This is a genomic window from Nostoc linckia z4 (assembly GCF_002608075.1).
GTDB lineage: Bacteria > Cyanobacteriota > Cyanobacteriia > Cyanobacteriales > Nostocaceae > Nostoc > Nostoc linckia.
Map to the genome: position 1 here is coordinate 137,594 of NZ_LAHA01000026.1, position 20,101 is coordinate 157,694.

The following is a 20,101-nucleotide window of genomic DNA, read 5'->3' on the forward strand; positions in this document are numbered from 1 at the left end:
TCTCCCCCCTCTTCCTTGTCTCCCCCTTCTCCCTTGTCTCCCTTCTCTCCCCATACCCCATAAATCCCCAATCCCCAATCCCTCGTAGATAAGGCTTAAGGATGAAAGCACCATTACCTGATAACGAAGCACAGAGAATCGAGATGCTTTTGGAATACAAAATCCTCGATACACAACCTGAAGCTGTCTTTGACGATCTCACTCGTTTAGCTTCGTATATTTGTCAGACTCCAATTGCCTTAATTAGCTTAATTGATATCAACCGCCAGTGGTTCAAAGCTCAGGTGGGTTTGGATATCCCAGAAACACATCGAGACCAGGCGTTTTGTGCCCATGCGATTCTACAACCTGATGTTTTGATTGTGCCTGATGCGGCAAATGACGAACGTTTCGCCGCAAATCCACTGGTGACTTCTAACCCAAAAATCCGGTTTTATGCTGGTGTACCTCTAACTAATGCTGAGGGATACGCGCTAGGAACCCTTTGCGTCATTGACTACATACCACGGAAACTTACTTCCGAACAGATAGAAGCATTACGTACCTTGGGTCGTCAAGTTATGAAGCAACTAGAATTGCGTCGTAATTTGGCAAGTTTAGTACTTATGGCTGATAAAGGCAAAGCATCGAAGAAAGTACGCAAGCAATTTTTCAAAACAATTGGGGCGGGCTTTCTTTTAGCATCGGCAACTTTAGTTGTCATTGGTGCAGTCTCTTATCAAAATACAGAAGTATCTACTAATAACCGCAGCATCATCAAAAATCTTAATAAGAAAATTAACAGCTTAGAAAAAGTACTGTCACAGACAAAGGACGCTGAGACTGGGCAGCGTGGTTACATCTTGACTGAAAAAGCAACTTATTTAAAAGCCTATCAACAAGCACTGACTAACGTAGACAAAGAAATTATAAAACTGAAAAATTTAACCGCAGGTGAACCACAGGAACAGAAGCAGATTTTAATCCTTGAATCTTTAGTTGCAACTAAAGTGAATCAACTAAAACAGACTATCAATTTGCGCCAGAATCTGGGATTACAAGCGGTATCGCAGGTGCTACTAGCAAATGATGGTCAAAATCTCACGAACGATATTCATAAAACGGTTTATGAGATCCAGAACCAAGAAAAAGGGCGGCGTCAGCAATTATCACAAACTACAAAAGCTTGGACTCGGAAAACAACTTTGACAATTGCGATCGCCATTGGTTTGAGTTTCTTGATTTTGGCTGTAGTCTACTATTTAATCTATCGTGAAGTTTGTGAACGTAAAAGCACAGAAGAAATCTTAAACCAAGAACGCAACTTTATCTCAGCAGTCCTGGATACTGCGGGAGCTTTGGTGGTAGTTACTGATTCCCAAGGAAAAATTGTTCGTTTTAATGAAGCTTGCGAGCAAATAACAGGTTATTCCTTCGACGAAGTCAGAGGTAAATATTTTTGGAAATTGTTTTTACTTTCTCAAGAAGTAGAGTCAGTGAAAGCAGTTTTTGAAGAACTGCGGACTGGTAAGAGTTTTCTAGAACACGAAAATTATTGGCTCATGAAAGATGGGAGTCACAGATTAATTACCTGGTCGAATACCATCTTAAAAAACGATGACGGTTTTGTAGAATACGTTGTTTGTACGGGTATTGATATTACTGAGCGCAAACGAACTGAACAACATTTAAGCGCACAATACGCCGCAACCCATGTTTTAGCAAATTCCACTACAATTAACGAAGCTATGCCCCAAATTCTTCAGGGAATTTGTGAAAGTCTAGGATGGGATTTGGGGGAAATTTGGATGGTAGATCAGCAAGCAAATGTACTGCGTTTTTTGGATGTCTGGCATAAACCATCTCTAGAAGTACAAGACTTTGTAGCCTTGAAGCAGCAAACAACTTTTCCACCAGGAGTCGGGCTACCTGGACGTGTTTGGCTGACTTCCGAACCTGTTTGGATTGCTGATGTGGTTAAAGATCTGAATTTCCCTAACTTTAAAACCGCAGCTCAACTAGGACTACATGCGGCTTTAGGTTTTCCACTCCGCACTGATAGCAAAATTCTCGGCGTCATTAGCTGCTTTAATCGTCAAATCCAGGAACCAGACGAAGACTTAGCGAAAACCATGAATTTTATTGGTAGGCAAGTGGGGCAATTTATCCAGCGCAAACAAGCAGAAGAAGAATTACAACGCCAAAACTTGCGATCGCAACTTTTTACTGAAATCACCCTCAAAATTCGCCAGTCTTTGCAAATCGAAGAAATTCTGGAAATTACTGTCAAGGAGGTACAAAAAATCCTCCAAACTGACAGAGTATTAATTTATCAGCTCCAGCCAGATGAATCCACAACCACCGTCATTGAAGCAGTAGTCTCTGGCTTGCCAGCAATTAAAGAGCAAAACACCACCGCCCCCTACTTTCAAGCCGAATATTTACAACAATACTATCTCCAACAGTACCGTCAAGGACGAGTTTTAGGGCTGGCTAATTTAGATCTCCTGGAACTCGAACAAAAACACTTGGAATTAATGCAACAATTCGGCGTGAAAGTGAATTTAGTTGTGCCAATTCTCGTCAAAGAAGAACTTCGTGGTTTGCTCATAGTGCATCAGTGTGACTATTCTCATCAATGGTCTAACTTTGAAACTCTCCTGTTACGCCAAATAGCCGACCAAGTAGGTATAGCCATAGCCCAAGCCCAACTATTAGAAGCAGAAACTCGTCAACGACAAGAACTTGAAATTGCCCGTTATCAAGCTGAATTAGCTTCTCAAACCAAAAGTGCTTTTTTAGCCAATATGAGTCATGAAATTCGTACTCCTATGAATGCGGTATTGGGAATGACTAGTTTAGCTTTAGATACTCCCTTAGACCCAGAACAGCGAGATTTTATTGAAACAATTCGCATCAGTGGAGAAGCTTTATTAACTTTAATTAATGAAATTTTAGATCTTTCCAAATTAGAAGTTGGAGAGATGGCTCTAGAAACTCTAGATTTTAACTTATCTACTTGTATTGAAGAAGTATTAGAATTATTGGCTCCTTCAGCCCATAATAAAGGATTAGAAATTGCTGCCCTCATTGAACATAACGTTCCCATCCATCTCCAAGGAGATGCTGGGAGGTTGCGGCAAATTCTCATGAATTTAATTAGCAACGCCATCAAATTTACCGGTGTTGGTGAAGTAGTAGTGGAAGTACAATTACGTTCCCTTTCCGCCACCACAGTTACCATCTACTTTGCCATTACAGACACAGGTCTTGGTATTAGTCCTGAAGATCAACCGAGACTGTTTATGCCATTTACCCAAGTCGATGCTTCAACCACTCGCAGGTATGGTGGTACAGGCTTAGGATTAGCCATTTGCAAACAGCTGGTAACTTTAATGGGAGGAATAATTGGGGTAGAAAGTCAAATTGGCAAAGGATCTAAGTTTTGGTTTGAAGTACCTTTCGCCAACCAACTTGAGCCTGTATTAAAATCGTCCCCACCGTTAATTAATTGCCGCGCCTTAGTAGTAGACGATAACTCTACTAATTGCAAAATGATCCACAATCAAGCTACTACTTGGGGAATGCAAGTAGATCGAGTCAACAGCGCAGCCGCAGCACTCAAAGCTATTCATAAAGCTTGCGAGCAAGGAAATCCCTATAATATTGCCTTAATTGATATGGAAATGCCAGAAACAGATGGCATCAAACTAGGAGAACAGATTAAAGCCAATTCGGCAACTGCTGAGATACCTTTAATTATCGTCATTTCAACTAATCAAAGAAATCAAGTACAGCAAGCTTTAAAAATCGGATTTGCTGGTTATTTAGTCAAACCCATCAAGGCTTCGCGACTTTTAGATATGACCCTCAATATTTTACAAATTCAGCCAGCATTAGAACCAGGTACTAGGGAAGAAGTCCAAAATCTAACCACTTCAAATGTTGCCAATTCTTGCCGTATTGATGAATCTCCAAACCCGAATTTTTGCACTGAATCAAAGTTAAGAATTTTGCTAGCTGAAGATAATTTAGTCAATCAGAAAGTCACACTTAAACAACTCCAAACTTTGGGCTATAAAGCTGATGTCGTTGCTAATGGTAAAGAAGTTTTACAATTATTAGAAAAAATTCCTTATGACTTGATTTTAATGGATTGCCACATGCCAATTTTGGATGGTTTAGAAACTACAAGAGAAATTCATCGTTGGCAAGAAAGTGCATTTGCTAGTCGTCGTCGTCCTGTGGTCATTGCTATGACAGCTAATGCCATGAAAGAAGACAAACAAAAATGTTTAAATGCTGGAATGGATGATTATCTAAGCAAGCCAGTATTGAAAGAAAAATTAGCCGCAATTCTAGACCATTGGGCAGACATCATCCTTTTGCAACAAATAGTAATTGAAGGCGAACAAACAGCTTCTCCCATCAACAACACTCAAATTGACCAAACAATCAATTGGGAACACCTACATCAAGTATCAGATAATGACACACAATTTGAATTAAATCTCTTGCAGATTTTCGTTCAAGATATTAAACCCCGTTTAGAGATTGTCAAAAGTGCGATCGCACTTTATGATTTTGGACAAATTGTCCGAGAAGCTCATTACCTCAAAGGTGCTAGCAGCAACATTGGAGCCACAGCTATGTACCTAGCTGTTGAGAAACTAGAACAACAAGCCCTCCAACACGAGCATAAAACTGCAACTAAGTTAATTACAGAAATCGAAGAATTTGTCAATCGTATTCAAACATTTTTAACTGAAGCAGTGCATCAATAGGGGTTGGGGATGGGAGACAAGAGCGGGGAAAGGGAAAAGGGTTTTTATTTGCCCTTTCCCCTTTACCCCTTAACCCCTTCGGGGTTCGCCAGTCGCTCATGGGGGAAACCCCCAAGACCGCGCTGGCTCACCTTTTCCCCACTTCTGAAGGTTTGGTATTTTCCCTTTCCCCTTTAACATGATTCCCTTTGACCACAAGAGTGCAAAAAGCACTTTTGCCCAATGCCCAATGCCCTATCCTCACACAACTAAACCTTGAGTTGCTTCCAGCAAATGTTGATGAATGGATTTTGATGCAGCTAAGATTAATCCAGGGAGACTGTAGTTTTTACAAGTATATAGTGGCGGCAAAGTGGAACCATCAAGAGTAGTGACGAGATAGCCGGCTTCTTTTGCTAAAAAAGCTAGGGCAGCAGCATCAATAAATTTACCGGCTCTGATTACTGCTCCACTCAAATCACCAGTGAGGATGCCATTAAGATTGGGAATTTGTATATCACTAGAATAATCATTGGCAATATCAATTACTTGATAGCGTTCTTTTAATAGAGGTGCGATGGCATTCATTCCCCATCCCAACAATACAGCAGGTTTAGGTGATTTAATCTCTAAGGGAACGCAGCCTTCTAAATTCGTTTCCAACGTTCCTTTAAAAGTTCCTTCGCCTCTCAAAGCATAAAAATAAACATTTTGGGCAGGAGAAATTGCCAGCACTGCCTCAAAATCATCTGCATTTAAAATACTAAGAATAATTTGATAATTAGAATGTCCATCCATGTAAAATTTCGTGCCATCAATTGGGTCGAGTGTAACTAAATAATCACCTTCAAGACCCAGTTCAGTAGCACGAAAATACTTGGTGTTTCTAGAACTTTCATACTCTTCTCCATAAAAGCGAATCTCTGGAAAACTACCCAGTAGTACTACCTCCACTAGATTTTGAATCGCTACATCCGCATCGGTAAGTGCAGCCGCAAAAAAATTTTTTCCTTGTTCTTTAGCGGGAAGTGCAGCAATTTTTGGTTGCATAAAACGGGCGTAGGCTGCTGCTACTTTCAGATGAGGAAGTAAAGTTGACAAAATTAATTGAGTACTTGGTTTTGTGGACATTCCAGCAAACTCCTGTCTTGAAAATAGCGTTGACTGTTGATTGTTGACTGTTGATGGTTGACTGTTGACTGTTGACTGGGGAGTTATTATTCTCACCTGGCGTCTAAATGATAGGTCTGTAATCGGACACGATATGATTTGGGGACAAGGAGCAAAAGAAGGGTTGTAATAAGTGTTGATAATGAAGTTCACTGCCGACTTGGGGTGTCTCTATTGTCACTTCCTCTATGATTAGCGAGATGACAGAATTCTATATTCAGACAAAATTACGGTATCATGAACTACTATTTTTGGCGATGGCTGTACTTGCCGTACTTACCAATACTAATGTGCGTTCTAATAGCATTTCACTTTATTTATGATATGAATACGAGCCTAAAAGCGTACCGTTAACTGTGAACCGTCAACAGTCAACACTCACCAATAGCAATGGAATATTTTTTTACTTGCAAGTCCCTATTCCCTGTTCTTTCTTCACAATGACTATTAAGCCATTTGCACCACTTGTAGGACAACAGCAAGCCATAGAATTGCTCACTCAAGCTGTTAGACAAAACCGGGTTGCTCCAGCTTATTTATTTGTGGGGCCAGATGGTGTAGGTAGGAGTTTAGCAGCCAAGTGCTTTGTGGAATTGCTATTTTCTGATGGAATGGAAATCACTACTGCTTTACAAAACCGTTTGCGTCAAGGTAACCACCCGGCTTTGTTGTGGGTGCAACCAACTTATCAATACCAAGGACAACGATTTACAGCAGCACAAGCGGCTGAAAAAGGACTCAAACGTAAAGCACCACCTGTAATTCGATTAGAGCAAATTCGAGAAATCACCGAATTTCTCAGTCGCTCGCCTTTAGAAGCCCCAAGGAATGTGGTAGTGCTAGAGGAAGCCCAAACAATGGCAGAAGCCGCAGCCAACGCTTTATTAAAAACTTTAGAAGAACCGGGACAAGCAACGTTAATTTTAATTGCACCGACAGTAGAGTCTGTGTTGTCTACTTTGGTGTCACGCTGTCAGCGCATTCCTTTTTATCGCTTGGATGGAGAGTCTTTAGCTGTTGTACTCACACAAACAGGTCATCAGGAAATTTTGCAACATCAGGCAGTATTGAATATAGCAGCTGGCAGTGCGGGAAGTGCGATCGCATCTTACGAACAACTACAAGCTATTCCCCCTGAATTGGTTGAAGATTTGAAAAAAGTGCCCAAATCTTACCGCAATGCTTTAGAATTAGCCAAAAAAATTGATAAAGATTTAGATACAGAAGCACAACTATGGTTAGTTGATTATCTTCAACAATTTTACTGGCAGCAGTGGCATCAAGCCCAAGCGATGGAGCAGCTAGAACAAGCTCGTAAGTACTTACTTGCTTACGTTCAACCACGGCTAGTTTGGGAATGTTTGCTGTTATCTTTATATCAAAAATCAAGACTTTATTGATGATAGCGATCGCCAAATATATTCACACTTGTATAAACTCTAATTCCTTATCAAGACCATATTAATAGTAATTATGCGATTATTCACAAGCTAAAATAGTTGTAACAAAGCTACCACAAAGAAATCAAGATTAAAAATGTGTCATTAAAAATTAAATTTAAAAACTCCATCTCTCGCTCATCATGAACTTAGCACCGACAATTTCAGTTCTTCTTTTAATCACTAGCTTGGCTGCAATTTCTTTGCAACTTGGCACTGCTTCCAGCGCTCAAAAGATATCTAACCTGAGCCAAGCATCAAGTACTTTGCCATTGGTCAAATCAGTAGGACTGTCTCCAGATATGGATGTGCCTTGGTCAAAACCCGTGAGAATCCTCGACCCTTTTGAAGGCGAGTTACTTGGAGTTTTTGACCGCAATTATTTAGGTGGTTATTTATACCGCGACGGTTCCAAACAAGTTATTAGTTTGTGGACTCCTGAGAGCATTAGACTACTCGTAACAGTAAATTCTGGTCAAGTAAAATCTTCTTTCTATACCGCAGGTAGTTTGTATCCCAGGCCAGATTACCTGAAATTCGTGACTACCCAAAAAGTAGATAAACTTTCGATTAAAGTCAGGGAAAAAATTTTTCAGTTAGAGGGTTCAACAGGCACGTTTGTCGTTAACCAAGAACTAGCCACTGCCTTGAAAAATGCTCCAGATGAAAACTTAGACATCAGACTAGTGTTGGAAGGAGGTCAAACTGTTGATAGCGAAATTGGTAAAGGGACAGTAAAAGCTTGGCGAAGTATTTACTAAACAAAAATTTACACTCACTCATCACTAGACTTGTAACAGAAGTGGGGAAAAGGGTAAGGGGTAAAGGGCAAATAAAAACCCTTTTCCCTTTCCGCCCTATTGCAGAAGTGGGGAAAAGGGTAAGGGGTAAGGGGTAAAGGGCAAATAAAAACCCTTTTCCCTTTAACCTTTTCCCTTTCCCCCCTATTGCAGAAGTAGGGAAAAGGGTAAAGGGTAAAGGGAAAATAAAAACCCTTTTCCCTTTCCCCCTCTACTCATCACTCCCAATACCCAAACCCTGTAATCAATCATTTTTATTTATGGGGTTAAAAAAAAAATATAATTGTTTTTATGCTAGAAAGTCTTTAAAGTGGAGTTAGCCGGTCAACAATCTGTTGATTGTCAAGTTTTTCTTAGCAATAGCTTAGGGAAATAGATTTAGTAACTTTGTATATTTAGGTGTGAGTTTAAAGTATTACGCCTGTGGTAATCTCTAACAAATCAGAATACGCACTCCTAGCCCTGTTAGAGTTGGCAACTTGCTACCCTAACGGTGACGCATTGCAAATCCGCGAGATAGCAGCATTGCAAGACATACCGAACCGCTACTTAGAGCAACTCTTGGCAACATTAAGGCGTGGAGGTTTAATTAAGAGCATACGCGGAGCCAAAGGCGGCTATGTATTAGCACGAGATCCCAGGACAATTACAGTGCTGGATGCTTTTACCTGTATGGAAGGTTCCGATGCTGTTGCTTCCACTTGTGAACCGCCCCCTAGTACAATAGAAGCTGAGCTAATTCAGGAAGTTTGGCAAGAAGCACGTCAAGCTGCTAACTCCGTACTAGAAAAATATACACTTCAAGACCTTTGTGAACGGAGAACAAGCCGACAACAGAAAGAACTGATGTATTACATTTAGGAACATTGAAGTATTGAAATGGTAGGGGAGACAAGGTAGATTGGGCAGAGGAGCAGAGGGGCAAAAGGGCAGGGGAGAGTAATAACTCGCCAGTCACTAGTCATCACTCAACAGTCATCAGTCAACAGTCAACACTCCCCACCCTTTTTTGTTATGTCTCAAATAAATTCTCAACAGCCAATTAATAATGCCGCTACTGTTGTAGAGAGTTATGCAGCAGGAAAACGAGACTTTAGTAAGGCAGAATTGGGTAATGCGGATTTACAAAATATTAATTTGAGAGGATCTGACCTCAGTTATGCTGACTTGAGTGGAGCGAATTTGAGTGGAGCTAATTTCAGGGGAACTGATTTGAGTTTTGCCGATTTGAGTGAAGCTAACTTGAGAAATGCTGATTTAAGGGGAGCGTTGTTAATGTCAGCTAATCTTCATCAAGCCAACCTCGAAGGAGCAAACCTGGAAAAAGCAGACTACGATCGCAATACCCATTTTCCTGAAAATTTTGACCCAGCACAAGCTGGAATGCAAATTAAAGCCGAAGATTGACTAATTTTAATTTGAGCGATGCCTTCGGCGGCAAGCTACGCACTTGCCTCAGGATAGAAGATATGGTGACCAAAACAATTCTATTTTGGTAAAAAACCGATTTCTGAGGTTAAAGATGGAGGCCAAAAGTACAACCCTCAATCAACGGACACCCTTAATAATTGCGGGAATCGTTCTTGGTTTAGGTCTTGGAGGATTTGTTGATGGAATTTTACTGCATCAATTACTCCAGTGGCATCACATGTTAAGCAACATTCGACCTCTGACAAACGTTGCTAATGAAGATTTGAACATGGTGTGGGACGGATTATTCCATGCTTTCGATTGGCTGTTAACCGTAGCAGGAATAATCCTACTCTGGCGTGCTGGAGGACGCGACGATGTTCCTTGGTCGTCACAAACCTTTATTGGTTCAATACTTATTGGTGCTGGGTTATTCGACGTAGTTGAAGGATTGATTGACCATCAAATTCTCGGCATCCATCATGTGAAACCAGGCCCAAATCAACTAGCTTGGGATCTTGGATTTCTTGCATTCGGTAGCCTACTTGCCGTTATTGGCTCGATAATGATAAAAAAAGATTCAATTGAATTGGGGACTGGTGACTGATGACTGGTGACTGATGACTGGCGAGTTATTATTCCCCCTGCCCCATCTCCCCATCACCCCACTCCCCAATATGACAGATGCTTTTGAAAAAACTAACTGGAATTGGCAGCTTTCTCAATTTCAACAACAAGTAGGAGAATGGTGGGAATACCAGTTTTACCGCTTGGAAAGGTCTTTGCCAGACTTGCCGGATGGATGGAGCATTAGCCCTTGGGTTGGTGAGTTACTAAAATTCCTGTTTTGGGTAATACTAGGCTTATTTGTTGCTTGGGTGGTTTGGCGGTTATGGCGAGAATTTAGCCCCTATTTATATTCTTGGCTGAATAGGAGAGGGAATTTTACTGATTTAGGTGTAAAAAATAAATCTAATGAGTTATCGATCGCTCTTTTGTTGGAGCGATCGCAACAATTTTATCGCCAAGCTAACTATCGTGAAGCTTGCCGTTGTCTTTATTTAGCGATGTTACAGCATTTGCATCAGCAAGCCATCGCACCTCACAAAAAAAGCCGTACAGATGGAGAATATTTACAATTATTGCGATCGTCTGTAAGTCCCATCCAGCCTTATGAAACTTTAATTACCACTCACGAGCAATTATGTTTTGGCAATGCCGAGATTTTACCAGACAACTACGAGCAGTGTCGGCAAGCTTATCGGGAAATTTCGCCACAATGAAATAAGCTACCAACAAACGATACCACGGCCAGGCTTTTAGATGCTAAAGACGACCGCTGATAACTCTGGTAACCATTTGTAAGGCAAGTTAATTGCTAAGGTGGCTAACCTCCTGTTGGATAAATTTGTGAAGGCGATCGCTAATTAACGATCGTGAATACTTGATGCTAAACCCCACTAAACTAAAGTGGGGTTTTTAAAATGTTGGAAAGGTTACTAAAGTAAAAATGAATAAACCAGTAGTGAATAGATTTACAAGATATGACAAACTTTATTAAACAGTCTTATTGAATCCTTTCACTACAAGCTTTTGAGCTTATTCTTTATTCGCCGCTACTTAAATGCTACTTAAAACAGGGTAATATGCCCTGTTTTTAGTTAGTGCCAGCACTGCTCATGCTACTGAAATGCTACTTATTTTCTTGATTCTTGACCCATTCCTGGAACCTTCTCAACTCATCCCAAGTACGCGATCGCGTATCAAGCCCCTTGCCCTTAGAATACTGATTTGGGTGAAGATTCTTTCCACGCATTTCGATATATCGGGCGATCGCGCTTTCGACTATATCCGCTCTATTGCCGTGTAACACGGCTTTCCCAGCGTCGATGGCTCTAGCGCAGCACATCACCTCATCCGCGATCGCCTCTGGTACGCGAATCAATTTCGTCTTTCCACTTCGCCAAGTACTACCGCCTTCCCAGGTTGTTGAAGTTCTGCCACCCTTGCTCATACAAAATCTCTCTATTGCCGTGTAACACGGCATTGTAGCTTAGTAGAGAGTAATTAAAAAGCTTGATAGGCAGCCATCTGCCCGCACACGATTTAATAAGGTGCTGTCTGCCAGTCCTAAGCTAACATTAGAGGTCAACATTTCATTTCATGAATCAAATGAACAAAGATGAATTTGAAATTTTTAACTTACTTTTAAAAGCTGGCCCACTCCGGGCAGTGCAAATTCATCAAACATTGCATATCGCTTTTCATCGTTTATACCCAGCTTTGCACAGACTTAGAAAAGAGGGCTATGTTCAGGGGCGTAAACAGCCTGGAAACAAGTTGACCTACGAACTTACAGGATTGCAGCCACCAAAGTGACGAAATGGAGATTTCCCCCAATGCCCAATGCCCAATGACTAATTGTTAGAGTGAATCCCCAGAGAGTTAAAGCTTGGGTCTAGAGTCTGCGATCGCGGATGATAAATCCGCCTTTTTCGTGTAAGTGTGTAGCGATTTGGTCAATCCAGTCTTTAATTCTATTTCCTTGATGCCCTAACTTTTTGTCAAATTCATTCATCAAGTAGGTATAATGCTCGTTTCTGCCTTGATATTCGGTTAAGTGAATATCTAATTTTTTATCATTGATATGCAATTTATCAGCAAGACCATCCTTAACAGAATCGATAGCTGTTAGCAAATTAGTTTGCACATTAGTGATTCTTGCATTAATGCTGGCTTCTATGCGTGCTAGTCGATAAATGCCAGCAACCAGCATAAATAACAAGGAAACAATGGTAAAAGCATTGTTAATATCAACTTTCATTAATTAGTCCATCAATTTTAGACTCAATACGCTCAAAATTAGTGAGAGCAACTTGCTCAGGGGTCGAATAGCCTTGCAGTTCCCAGATCCGAACTGTGAGATCGGGAATCCAAAGCCGAGGCTTGATTTCTAAATTCCCCACTAAATCGTGGGGTTGTAAGATATGGGATTGATTACCCAAATAAAGACGTGTATACCTACCTTCGGAAACTCCAGATGGAGCGTTTAGAATTGGCACAATCCAGCCAATAAATGAATAATCCCAAGACCCGAATTTACTAGTTTGTATGCTCAGTATTCGTGATTGAAATGAGCGAATAATAACAATTCGGGGTCTTGGGTTAGTATGCAGATTAAAGGCTTTGTCGTAGACTTTAACCCAGTCCATTAATTAAACCAGTGAGATGTCTTGTGTTGCGGCTTTATAAACTACGTCAACATCAGTTCTGACAGCTTGATTAGAACCTGCTACGTATCGAGCTTCTGTTTTAGTGGTGATGAAATCAGCAAGGTCAACATCTGCTTGAAAAGCTGTACCATCCCAATATTCAGCGGGGTCGCCCTCATCGTCTAAAGTAACAACAACAAATCCTGCTGCCATTTGAGTATTCTCCTGAATTAATAATTAATAATTGAAACTTGAAAACTAGTCAGTAAATGAACTTGCGGCTTAGTAAGTGAACTTGCGACGGCGAACTGGAGTAACCTTAACAATGTTGCAACCAGCGTATTTTTTGGTTTTTAAATCCTGAGCTATAGTGTCAGCTTTGGTTGGAGAAACCAAAAGAACCGCTCTACGTTTTTGCTTGTTTTTGAGGTAATAAATTGCAATAGGGAAGCAGCCGTTAAGCAACGCATCTTCCGTTCCTTCGCCTACCAAGGTTTTACCTTGAGGAACTTCTCCGTCTGTATCCTCTGTATAACCAAGGCTACTTGCGATGTCTCCGATGCTTGACTTGATGCCCTTGACCAGAACGATCTTGTTTTGCGGGAGTTCTACCTGATACGTGGTGCGTTTTCTCGTTTGTGCCGTAGCCATGTGTGTATATTGGGTGTGTCAATTGCTTCAACCACTATCCTAGTCTGGGTTTGGGGTACTTCCATCACAATGGAACCCTTTAAGGGTTCCGCGATCCGAAACGCAACTCAACTTTAGTTAAATATGGACTAGTGCGTCTACCCATTGGCTGGTAGCATCAACTAACGGTACAACCTCGTTTAACCCATGTACATACAAGTAGGCATAACGGAATATCACCCGTCCATTTGGCCGCCATCGGCGTTTTTTGCGAGATTTTCCATATACCGTTGTTGTACCTTTGGGGAGGTTTTCTGAGTTGCGCTTGGGAACAGAGACACTCTGTTTGGTCGAATCAAAAGTTACACCGCGAATCGCCAAAATTTTTTTAATCATCTTCTCTCCCTCAGCTTCATTGGTGGAGTAAATCTGAAGTGCTAGTCCGTGCTTGCGGTCATTGTAATTGACGATATTCTTGCCCTTGTTGAAATAGATTTCTTTGCCGCCGTCGCTCATTTCTGCCTTAATTTTGTTGGCTAGGCTGAGGGCTTTCGCTGGAGTGATGGATTCTGCGGTTTCATCCATTAGGCGAAAACTAATTTCAGCTGTAATTGGTGTCAAGTCATCAGGTGTAGATGCTCGGTCTTGAGAAAAAAATAGAAATACTTGTGGTCTGCCTTCAAAGCTCTCCTGAAAATCTAGAGCAGGCATCCCATAAAAAACACCCAGTCGCTTTTTCCCGTAGCCTAATACCTCATAAAACAAGTACAGTCGAATTAATGTCATTACATCTGTATCCTGATCATCGATTCGGCAAGCAGTTCTCAATGCTTTTCGTGGGTCACTGATATCTGGCTCCCAATCAATGCCGCCCAAATCTCGAAAATACCGCGCTACTACTTTGTTCTGTTCGCGGCGGATAGTGTCTTGAAGGTGTTCCCAATGTCCAAAATTTGGAGGTAAAGCCATTAGTCATCAGCCTCCAACTTGTCACTGTTTTCTAAATCCTGCCCAGCAGAAATTTCTTTCCGTTGAGTAGCTGAATTTTTCTCGTTATCAGACTCAATAATCCCCAATCCTTTAAGTGCATTTTCTCCATCTTTAAGCGCCTGTTTCATATTTTCACGTTCTTCTTTGAGGCTGTTAAGTGAAGTCTGAACATCTAAAGGAGTTTGACTGACAAGCTCGATATTAGATGCGATTTGCTGAGCGCCTTCTAAGGTTCTAAATAATGCATTATCAAAATTAGGATTAGGATTCATCCATTCGTATGCACGATCAAACACTTTGCCAGCAGCTTTTAATCCGTTAGCAATCTTAGCTACTCCACTGCCAATTACTTCTAAAGCAGTTAGGATTGATTGTTGAATCGATTGAATGATGAACGCAACATTAGCGGCTGATTGATAAATACGATTAGCGGCGTTAAAAGCTTTATTAAGGTTGTTGTATGTTTCTTCACCAAGTGCAGATTTAATCGCACTTGTATAAGCTTGTCCTAATATTTGCCCTACATCTATAGGGTTATCGTCATCATCTTTTACACCTATAAATGCCAGGACATTGTTGACACCAGATGCCAATGTTTGAACAATGTTGTTGCTCAACATCGCTGCATTGTGAAGCGTTTGCCACCAAGTCAGAATATTCAATACTCTATCTAGTAACAGCCATTTTGATAGGCGACCTAGCTTTCCCCCGATACCTCCGGGGAGTTGAGCGCCAAGTCTTTCTAGAATTGTTGCCTGCCCTTGCAGTAGTGCAGTGTTAGCACCTGCGTTGTAAGCATTTAAAAGATTGGCTGCGTTAGTGTTGTTGTTGATTATGATATTCGCTGCATTATCATCCAAAGCTCTCCTCATGCAGCCGCCCGGTTGGGTAGTGCGACATGTTCCTGTTGCGGCTGCTTGCTCGATTTGGGGGATTGTCGGAATATCTGGTCTAATTGCGGCTGCGGACAATGCCGGAATGAAAGGGAGTTTATCAAGTATCTGGTCTAATTTTGGTAATGCTGCACTGTTCACCTTTTCTTGATCCTTCAATCTTGTATCGATTTTTGTAATATCTGATTTCGTGGTGTTAATATCCCTGTTAATTTGTTGTACGTCACCCTTTAACAAGCCTAAAGACTGCCTGTTTTCACGTTCAAATTCCTCAAAACGCTGTTCAGATGTCAACTCATTTTGACGTTTGAAATCAGCAAATCTTTGGTCAAATTCCTTAGATAGATTCGATTGTTGTAAGTCCCGAATTGCCAGAGCTTTATCATTTTCTTTCTTGAACTCTTGAAATCTCTGTTCTGATGTCAAGTTATTAAGTCGATTGAAATCGGCTAGTTTTTTATCAAAATCTTTACTGAGGTCGGATATTTGTAGGTCTCTAATCCCTAACGCCTTGTTATTGTCAGCAACAAAACGGTTGAATTTATCATCCAACTGTTGTTGAATTGGCGCAAGGTTGGGCACACCTTTATTACGCGCCTCATTCATCGCTGCATCAGCCTTGTTATCTACAAGGTTGAGATTTTTACCCAAACTGCTTACAGCATTGGCTAACACTGGTATTTGTGCGACTTGTGCTTGAAGTCCATTGACGATGTTGTTTGTATTCGCTATTTGTGATTGCAATGGAGCAACTACAGATTTGGCTGCTGCAATAGCATTAGCTGTGATGCTATTTGTATCAACATTCTGTGGCTTAGCCGATACCTGGGCTTTCGTTGCTGCTAGGTCTGATTGCAATTTTGATATTGTGGCGTTGACAGACCTTTGAAAAGTGTCTCCAACACTATTATTAAACTTCGATATTTGAGCGTTGATAGACTGAATTTTTGCATCAAAACTAATACGCTGTTCGTTGATTCTGGCTTCAATACTTACTTTATTTTGGCGGGCTTCATACAAAGCATCGTTAGCTAACTTTCTCGCGGCTTCAGCTAATCCAGTTACTATTTTTCGCCCTTCACGAGTTTCGTAAAGGGCATCATTAGCTTGTTTTTTAGCAGCAGTTACTTGCTGTCCTATAGTCTCCGTCTGTTTATTTAGCCGTGCATAGTCTTTAGCATTGATATTTAACTCCTTCTCAAACTTATCAACCTTTGATTGGATCTGCTTCAATTTCAATCCATTCTGTACTGCTATTTGATTAGTTTTTGTCAAGTCATTACTAATAGCATCTAAATTATCAAATGTTCTATCAGTAATAAACTCTTGTAATTTAGTGAGAGCAACTAGACCAATTGCAGATAGAATTCCAAGTATTCCCCCAACTCTTGATGCTGAATCTAAAAAATTACTGCCAGGTATTTTTGAAAATAGAGCTTTGTGTATCTTTTCGGTAAGGTCAGACGCTTTTTTTGTGGCTGCGGCAGTTTGCTTCAAAGCTTTCATTTTTTTAGCAGCTTCCTTAGCGCCACTTTTAGACATGAATTGAGAAGTAATTCTTCTTGCTTTTCTAGCCTCTAAAAGTAATTTACCTGGCTGACCATTGGCGTACTTTGACAACTTGTAAGCCCTCAAAGCGCTGGGTGATATCTGCTGAGATATAGTCATTATTCATCGATAAAGAAGTTGACAATAGCTGAAAATATATTTTGAGACTCCTTAGCGTTTTCGTTGTGTTCGCCCAAGGAATCTAAGATATCTTTGATGTCATCAATAACAGTTTTTACAACTCCACCGAGTTCGAGAATATCTTTTTCAGCTTTCTCTAATCTTTTGAGAAGTGCAGACAAATCTGTTGGTTTATCTTTGTTATCACAACATTCATTCTGCTTTCGCTCTAAATTGTCCAGCCTTTTATTCAGCCGATTAATGGCAGCATTCAAAGCAGCCAAACCAGCATCAATATCCTTGCAAACTTCTGCCATTTAGCCCCTCACTTTAGAAGCTATATTTTTAATGCGATTCCCCACTTTTTTACACGGCACACAGCAATATCCTGGATATTTATTGTGCTTACATTTGTGATGTCCTGTCGGACAATCATCGTCACACGAAACTTCAAAAACACCTGGGCAATCTATAGAGTCAGTAAAAATTTGGCTGGGAGTGGTAACTTTTATTTGACATTCATTAATAGGTTCAACCAAAGTTTCAATGCCATAACCTGAAACATAATAATAAGATTGCGATTTCAGAAAAACGCCATTCATCGTGGGAGTGACGCCACGATTATTAAAACCGCTATTAATGGCGTATCCTGGATTTATGCCACTTGCTATAAATTCATAAAAGAGACTATCGTCTCCGATGCCATAAAATCTATAACTCCCATCTTTTTTGCTAATAATTTCCACTTCAATTGGCACTTGGTTAGTATTAAATTTGGTGATTTTCTTATTTTTGAGGTAGCTAACAATCGCTTGATTTTTCTCATTGCAATAAGACATACCAAACATTCCCCATTAATGATGTCATCCTAAAAAAGCCTTGTGCCTCGCTTTTATTTGCTGTGAGGGCAATGAAGCATTAATAAGTATCGACGGCTCATCAATTGAGCCGCTGAAATAGCCCCCCGTGACGCTATATCCTATATGCCAATATCCTGTATAGAGTGATGGAAATCCATGAACCATTGAGGCAACCATTGACCCATCTACCCACAACTGAGATGCCCCACCAAGACAATTAAAAGTAACAATGTGCCATTGATTGTTGTTATACGCGAGCGGCGAAGTTATCACTTGATTGCTACTTGAATACACCATTGCTGTTAGCTTCCCAGCGCTCAAATACAATTGTTTATCAAAACTTCCACCACCAGTTAGCTGATTGCTGCTAAATCCAAATAAAGATCCACCAGTGCTAGAAGTTTTAAAAAGGCATTCTAAACAGAATAGTGAAGGAGATGGGATGCTCGTACCAAAGGAAACATATCCGGTTGTTCCATTGAAAGTTACGGCTTTGCTATCAGAAAACGCGCCAGAAACGCCAAGAATGCAACCTCCTTGATAATTGCCGTTTCTAGTATTTCCTGATTCATCTGTGGCAGCAGTACCCGATGTTTCATTAAATCGAAGGTAAGACCAGTTTTGATCTTCGAGTACTAGTTGGCTGTAAGTCTTTACTGGTGTCGTGGCTGGTGCAGCGTAAGTTTTGGCTGTTGATGATTTTATCCGGCGCAACGTCCCCGTTTCTTTGTCCCACACCAAGAACAAATCATTATCTGTTAATTCGGTCAGTTCAGGATATTGGTCAAACTTCATGGGTGTATGAATGGATAATTATTTGGTGACGTATTCTATCTGTATATTTTTCGGGGACATACAAACCCCATTTAATAATTTCCAGTAGTTCCCAAAGATTTCGATTGTCATACTCTATTGGAAGATTATTTTGGTCAGTTACATAATTCCCGTCTTCATCAGTAATACTTCCTTGGAAATTCTCTAGTGCTTTGAGCAGGATTGCAACTAATAATTGTTCGGCGCGATTATTTGATGCTGGAGTTAGACTAACTGCTACTAAATCAGCTTTTTTGATTACCAATTCAGTAGCAGTTTGAACGGCGTTAACACCAAATAATTGCTGTAGTGTTAATGTCTGCATTTTTTAGTAGTCGTCCGGGTCGATTACATCTGCACCATCTAGCAGTTTGTCTACCTCAATACTGATGGTATTTCTCAGGTAAATAGAATTATTCCGAGTAGTAACACTAGGGCTAAAACCGTTTGTGAGGGTGACTGATTGGTCAATATTTGTATCCCTGGTATCTTCTGTCAATCCTTCCTTGGCGGTCAAGGTAACAGCCAGGAATAAAGATTCAGCAGTATTCTCCGATGCTGCGGTTAAGCCTGCCGCCGATAAATCGGATTTTTTGATAATAAGGTCAGTCGATGTTTGAGAGGCATTTTCACCGAAGACCTGAGCGAGTGTTGGCTCTGCCATAAAGTTAGATTTTTGTGAAGTGAATAAATCCGTTGTATGGCTTAATTAAATTTGTGTAAATCTTCTTCTTTTATGTAATTTCGGAAGTGTCTTTACTGACTGGAAATATTATTAAGACTGGGTTTTAGAAGTATCTCTGATAATTGCTCATGAAAATATACCGGTTTAACCACGTGGTACGGTTAAACCGGAACTCATGCAAAACCTATTATTGACCGGCTGAGTGTCTGTACTGAATTTGGTAAGACTAAAAATTATACAAATCTTTAAAAAGGATCGGCAGGACAAAACCGGCTAGGGCGAATATGCTGAAAGTCTGGAAATTATCTAAAACCAAAATCTTCGCGATCGCCCTCCTGCACCAAAAAGGCGATGCCTGCGGCGGGCTGCGCCTACGCGTTTTTATTCCTCTTCCCACTGCCTGCATAACTCCACCACACGGGGAATATATTTCTTGGGAATCCGCACCGATTCGGTGGGTGATTTCCACTTGGGCTTTCTGCCCTGCCCATTACCAGCACCAGCAGTGGGCGGCGGCTGTCTGCGATTTTGTACGTTATCGGTTACAGCCGTGTGTATACGCTGCTGGTAGCGGTGAGCCACTGGAATCTCCGGTTCAGGGACAGGTTGAAATCTGCGAGGATAACTCCACGCCATTGAATCACAGCTGTGTAGAAGTTCCCTAATTTCGGTATTCTCTAGAGCTAGCATTTTTAAACCAAACCCATGTAATCGCAAATCGGGGCGAATTAATTTAACTCCTCGCAACAAGTCCGCAACCTCTTGAGGGTTTCCATTGCGTTTACATAC

At 40.9% G+C, this 20,101-nt stretch carries 22 protein-coding genes; 8 read left to right on the forward strand and 14 right to left on the reverse strand.

Annotated features, from left to right (window positions below):
- Nucleotides 1-101 precede the first annotated feature (101 nt).
- The gene (locus VF06_RS20840; RefSeq protein WP_099069001.1) at nt 102-4,763 is read left to right on the forward strand and encodes a GAF domain-containing protein; all 4,662 of its coding nucleotides are present in this window, start codon (nt 102-104) and stop codon (nt 4,761-4,763) included.
- Between the two features lie 240 nt (nt 4,764-5,003).
- Here VF06_RS20840 and VF06_RS20845 read toward each other — a convergent pair whose 3' ends face one another.
- Nucleotides 5,004-5,873: an inositol monophosphatase family protein gene (locus tag VF06_RS20845; protein WP_099069000.1), complete on the reverse strand. Its 870-nt coding sequence runs from the start codon at nt 5,871-5,873 to the stop codon at nt 5,004-5,006.
- A 479-nt stretch (nt 5,874-6,352) separates the two neighbouring features.
- On the opposite strand from VF06_RS20845, the gene VF06_RS20850 reads away from it, so the two are divergent.
- The 6 genes from VF06_RS20850 (at nt 6,353) to VF06_RS20875 (ending at nt 10,844) form a co-directional block, all read left to right on the forward strand.
- A complete protein-coding gene (locus VF06_RS20850) occupies nt 6,353-7,312 on the forward strand; it encodes a DNA polymerase III subunit delta' (protein ID WP_099068999.1) in 960 nt (319 codons plus the stop codon).
- Nucleotides 7,313-7,494: 182 nt separating this feature from the next.
- Nucleotides 7,495-8,112, forward strand: a complete 618-nt coding sequence (locus tag VF06_RS20855) for a hypothetical protein (protein WP_099068998.1) — start codon at nt 7,495-7,497, stop codon at nt 8,110-8,112.
- A 462-nt stretch (nt 8,113-8,574) separates the two neighbouring features.
- Nucleotides 8,575-9,012: an RrF2 family transcriptional regulator gene (locus tag VF06_RS20860; protein ID WP_099068997.1), complete on the forward strand. Its 438-nt coding sequence runs from the start codon at nt 8,575-8,577 to the stop codon at nt 9,010-9,012.
- Nucleotides 9,013-9,165: 153 nt separating this feature from the next.
- Entirely contained in the window at nt 9,166-9,558 is a 393-nt protein-coding gene (locus VF06_RS20865) for an Alr5209 family pentapeptide repeat protein (protein ID WP_099068996.1), read from the forward strand.
- Between the two features lie 115 nt (nt 9,559-9,673).
- Nucleotides 9,674-10,168: a DUF2243 domain-containing protein gene (locus VF06_RS20870; protein ID WP_099068995.1), complete on the forward strand. Its 495-nt coding sequence runs from the start codon at nt 9,674-9,676 to the stop codon at nt 10,166-10,168.
- Between the two features lie 70 nt (nt 10,169-10,238).
- Nucleotides 10,239-10,844: a DUF4129 domain-containing protein gene (locus VF06_RS20875; protein WP_099069031.1), complete on the forward strand. Its 606-nt coding sequence runs from the start codon at nt 10,239-10,241 to the stop codon at nt 10,842-10,844.
- A 410-nt stretch (nt 10,845-11,254) separates the two neighbouring features.
- Here the strand turns inward: VF06_RS20875 and VF06_RS20880 are convergent, their stop codons facing one another.
- A complete protein-coding gene (locus tag VF06_RS20880; protein WP_099068994.1) occupies nt 11,255-11,575 on the reverse strand; it encodes a hypothetical protein in 321 nt (106 codons plus the stop codon).
- A 158-nt stretch (nt 11,576-11,733) separates the two neighbouring features.
- Between VF06_RS20880 and VF06_RS20885 the strand changes: the two genes are divergently transcribed.
- On the forward strand, nt 11,734-11,940 hold the full coding sequence (locus tag VF06_RS20885; protein WP_180267546.1) for a helix-turn-helix domain-containing protein: 207 nt from the start codon (nt 11,734-11,736) through the stop codon (nt 11,938-11,940).
- Between the two features lie 79 nt (nt 11,941-12,019).
- Here the strand turns inward: VF06_RS20885 and VF06_RS20890 are convergent, their stop codons facing one another.
- From VF06_RS20890 to VF06_RS42120, 12 genes are all read right to left on the reverse strand, one after another.
- A complete protein-coding gene (locus tag VF06_RS20890) occupies nt 12,020-12,385 on the reverse strand; it encodes a hypothetical protein (RefSeq protein WP_099068992.1) in 366 nt (121 codons plus the stop codon).
- Nucleotides 12,375-12,773, reverse strand: a complete 399-nt coding sequence (locus tag VF06_RS20895) for a hypothetical protein (protein ID WP_099068991.1) — start codon at nt 12,771-12,773, stop codon at nt 12,375-12,377. Before VF06_RS20895 ends, VF06_RS20890 begins: the two co-directional genes overlap by 11 nt.
- 3 nt (nt 12,774-12,776) lie before the next feature.
- Nucleotides 12,777-12,986 carry a hypothetical protein gene (locus VF06_RS20900; RefSeq protein WP_099068990.1) on the reverse strand — a complete coding sequence of 70 codons (210 nt, stop codon included), beginning with the start codon at nt 12,984-12,986 and terminating at the stop codon, nt 12,777-12,779.
- 69 nt (nt 12,987-13,055) lie between these two features.
- Complete coding sequence (locus tag VF06_RS20905; RefSeq protein ID WP_099068989.1) at nt 13,056-13,424, reverse strand: hypothetical protein; 369 nt, start codon at nt 13,422-13,424, stop codon at nt 13,056-13,058.
- Nucleotides 13,425-13,541: 117 nt separating this feature from the next.
- The gene (locus VF06_RS20910; protein WP_099068988.1) at nt 13,542-14,372 is read right to left on the reverse strand and encodes a hypothetical protein; all 831 of its coding nucleotides are present in this window, start codon (nt 14,370-14,372) and stop codon (nt 13,542-13,544) included.
- Nucleotides 14,372-16,954: a hypothetical protein gene (locus VF06_RS20915; RefSeq protein WP_099068987.1), complete on the reverse strand. Its 2,583-nt coding sequence runs from the start codon at nt 16,952-16,954 to the stop codon at nt 14,372-14,374. Before VF06_RS20915 ends, VF06_RS20910 begins: the two co-directional genes overlap by 1 nt.
- Nucleotides 16,954-17,271, reverse strand: coding sequence for a hypothetical protein (locus VF06_RS20920; RefSeq protein ID WP_099068986.1), 318 nt, complete (start codon nt 17,269-17,271; stop codon nt 16,954-16,956). Before VF06_RS20920 ends, VF06_RS20915 begins: the two co-directional genes overlap by 1 nt.
- Nucleotides 17,272-17,793 (reverse strand): hypothetical protein, encoded by a 522-nt coding sequence (locus VF06_RS20925; RefSeq protein ID WP_099076462.1) that lies wholly within the window; start codon nt 17,791-17,793, stop codon nt 17,272-17,274.
- Between the two features lie 24 nt (nt 17,794-17,817).
- Nucleotides 17,818-18,609: a laminin G domain-containing protein gene (locus tag VF06_RS20930; RefSeq protein ID WP_099068984.1), complete on the reverse strand. Its 792-nt coding sequence runs from the start codon at nt 18,607-18,609 to the stop codon at nt 17,818-17,820.
- Nucleotides 18,599-18,952 (reverse strand): hypothetical protein, encoded by a 354-nt coding sequence (locus tag VF06_RS20935; RefSeq protein ID WP_099068983.1) that lies wholly within the window; start codon nt 18,950-18,952, stop codon nt 18,599-18,601. The genes VF06_RS20930 and VF06_RS20935 overlap by 11 nt, the downstream gene beginning before the upstream one ends.
- A gap of 3 nt (nt 18,953-18,955) precedes the next feature.
- Nucleotides 18,956-19,291, reverse strand: coding sequence for a hypothetical protein (locus VF06_RS20940; protein WP_099068982.1), 336 nt, complete (start codon nt 19,289-19,291; stop codon nt 18,956-18,958).
- Nucleotides 19,292-19,693: 402 nt separating this feature from the next.
- Nucleotides 19,694-20,101 (reverse strand): deazapurine DNA modification protein DpdA family protein (locus VF06_RS42120; protein WP_218964540.1); only part of this gene is annotated, 408 nt, incomplete at its 5' end.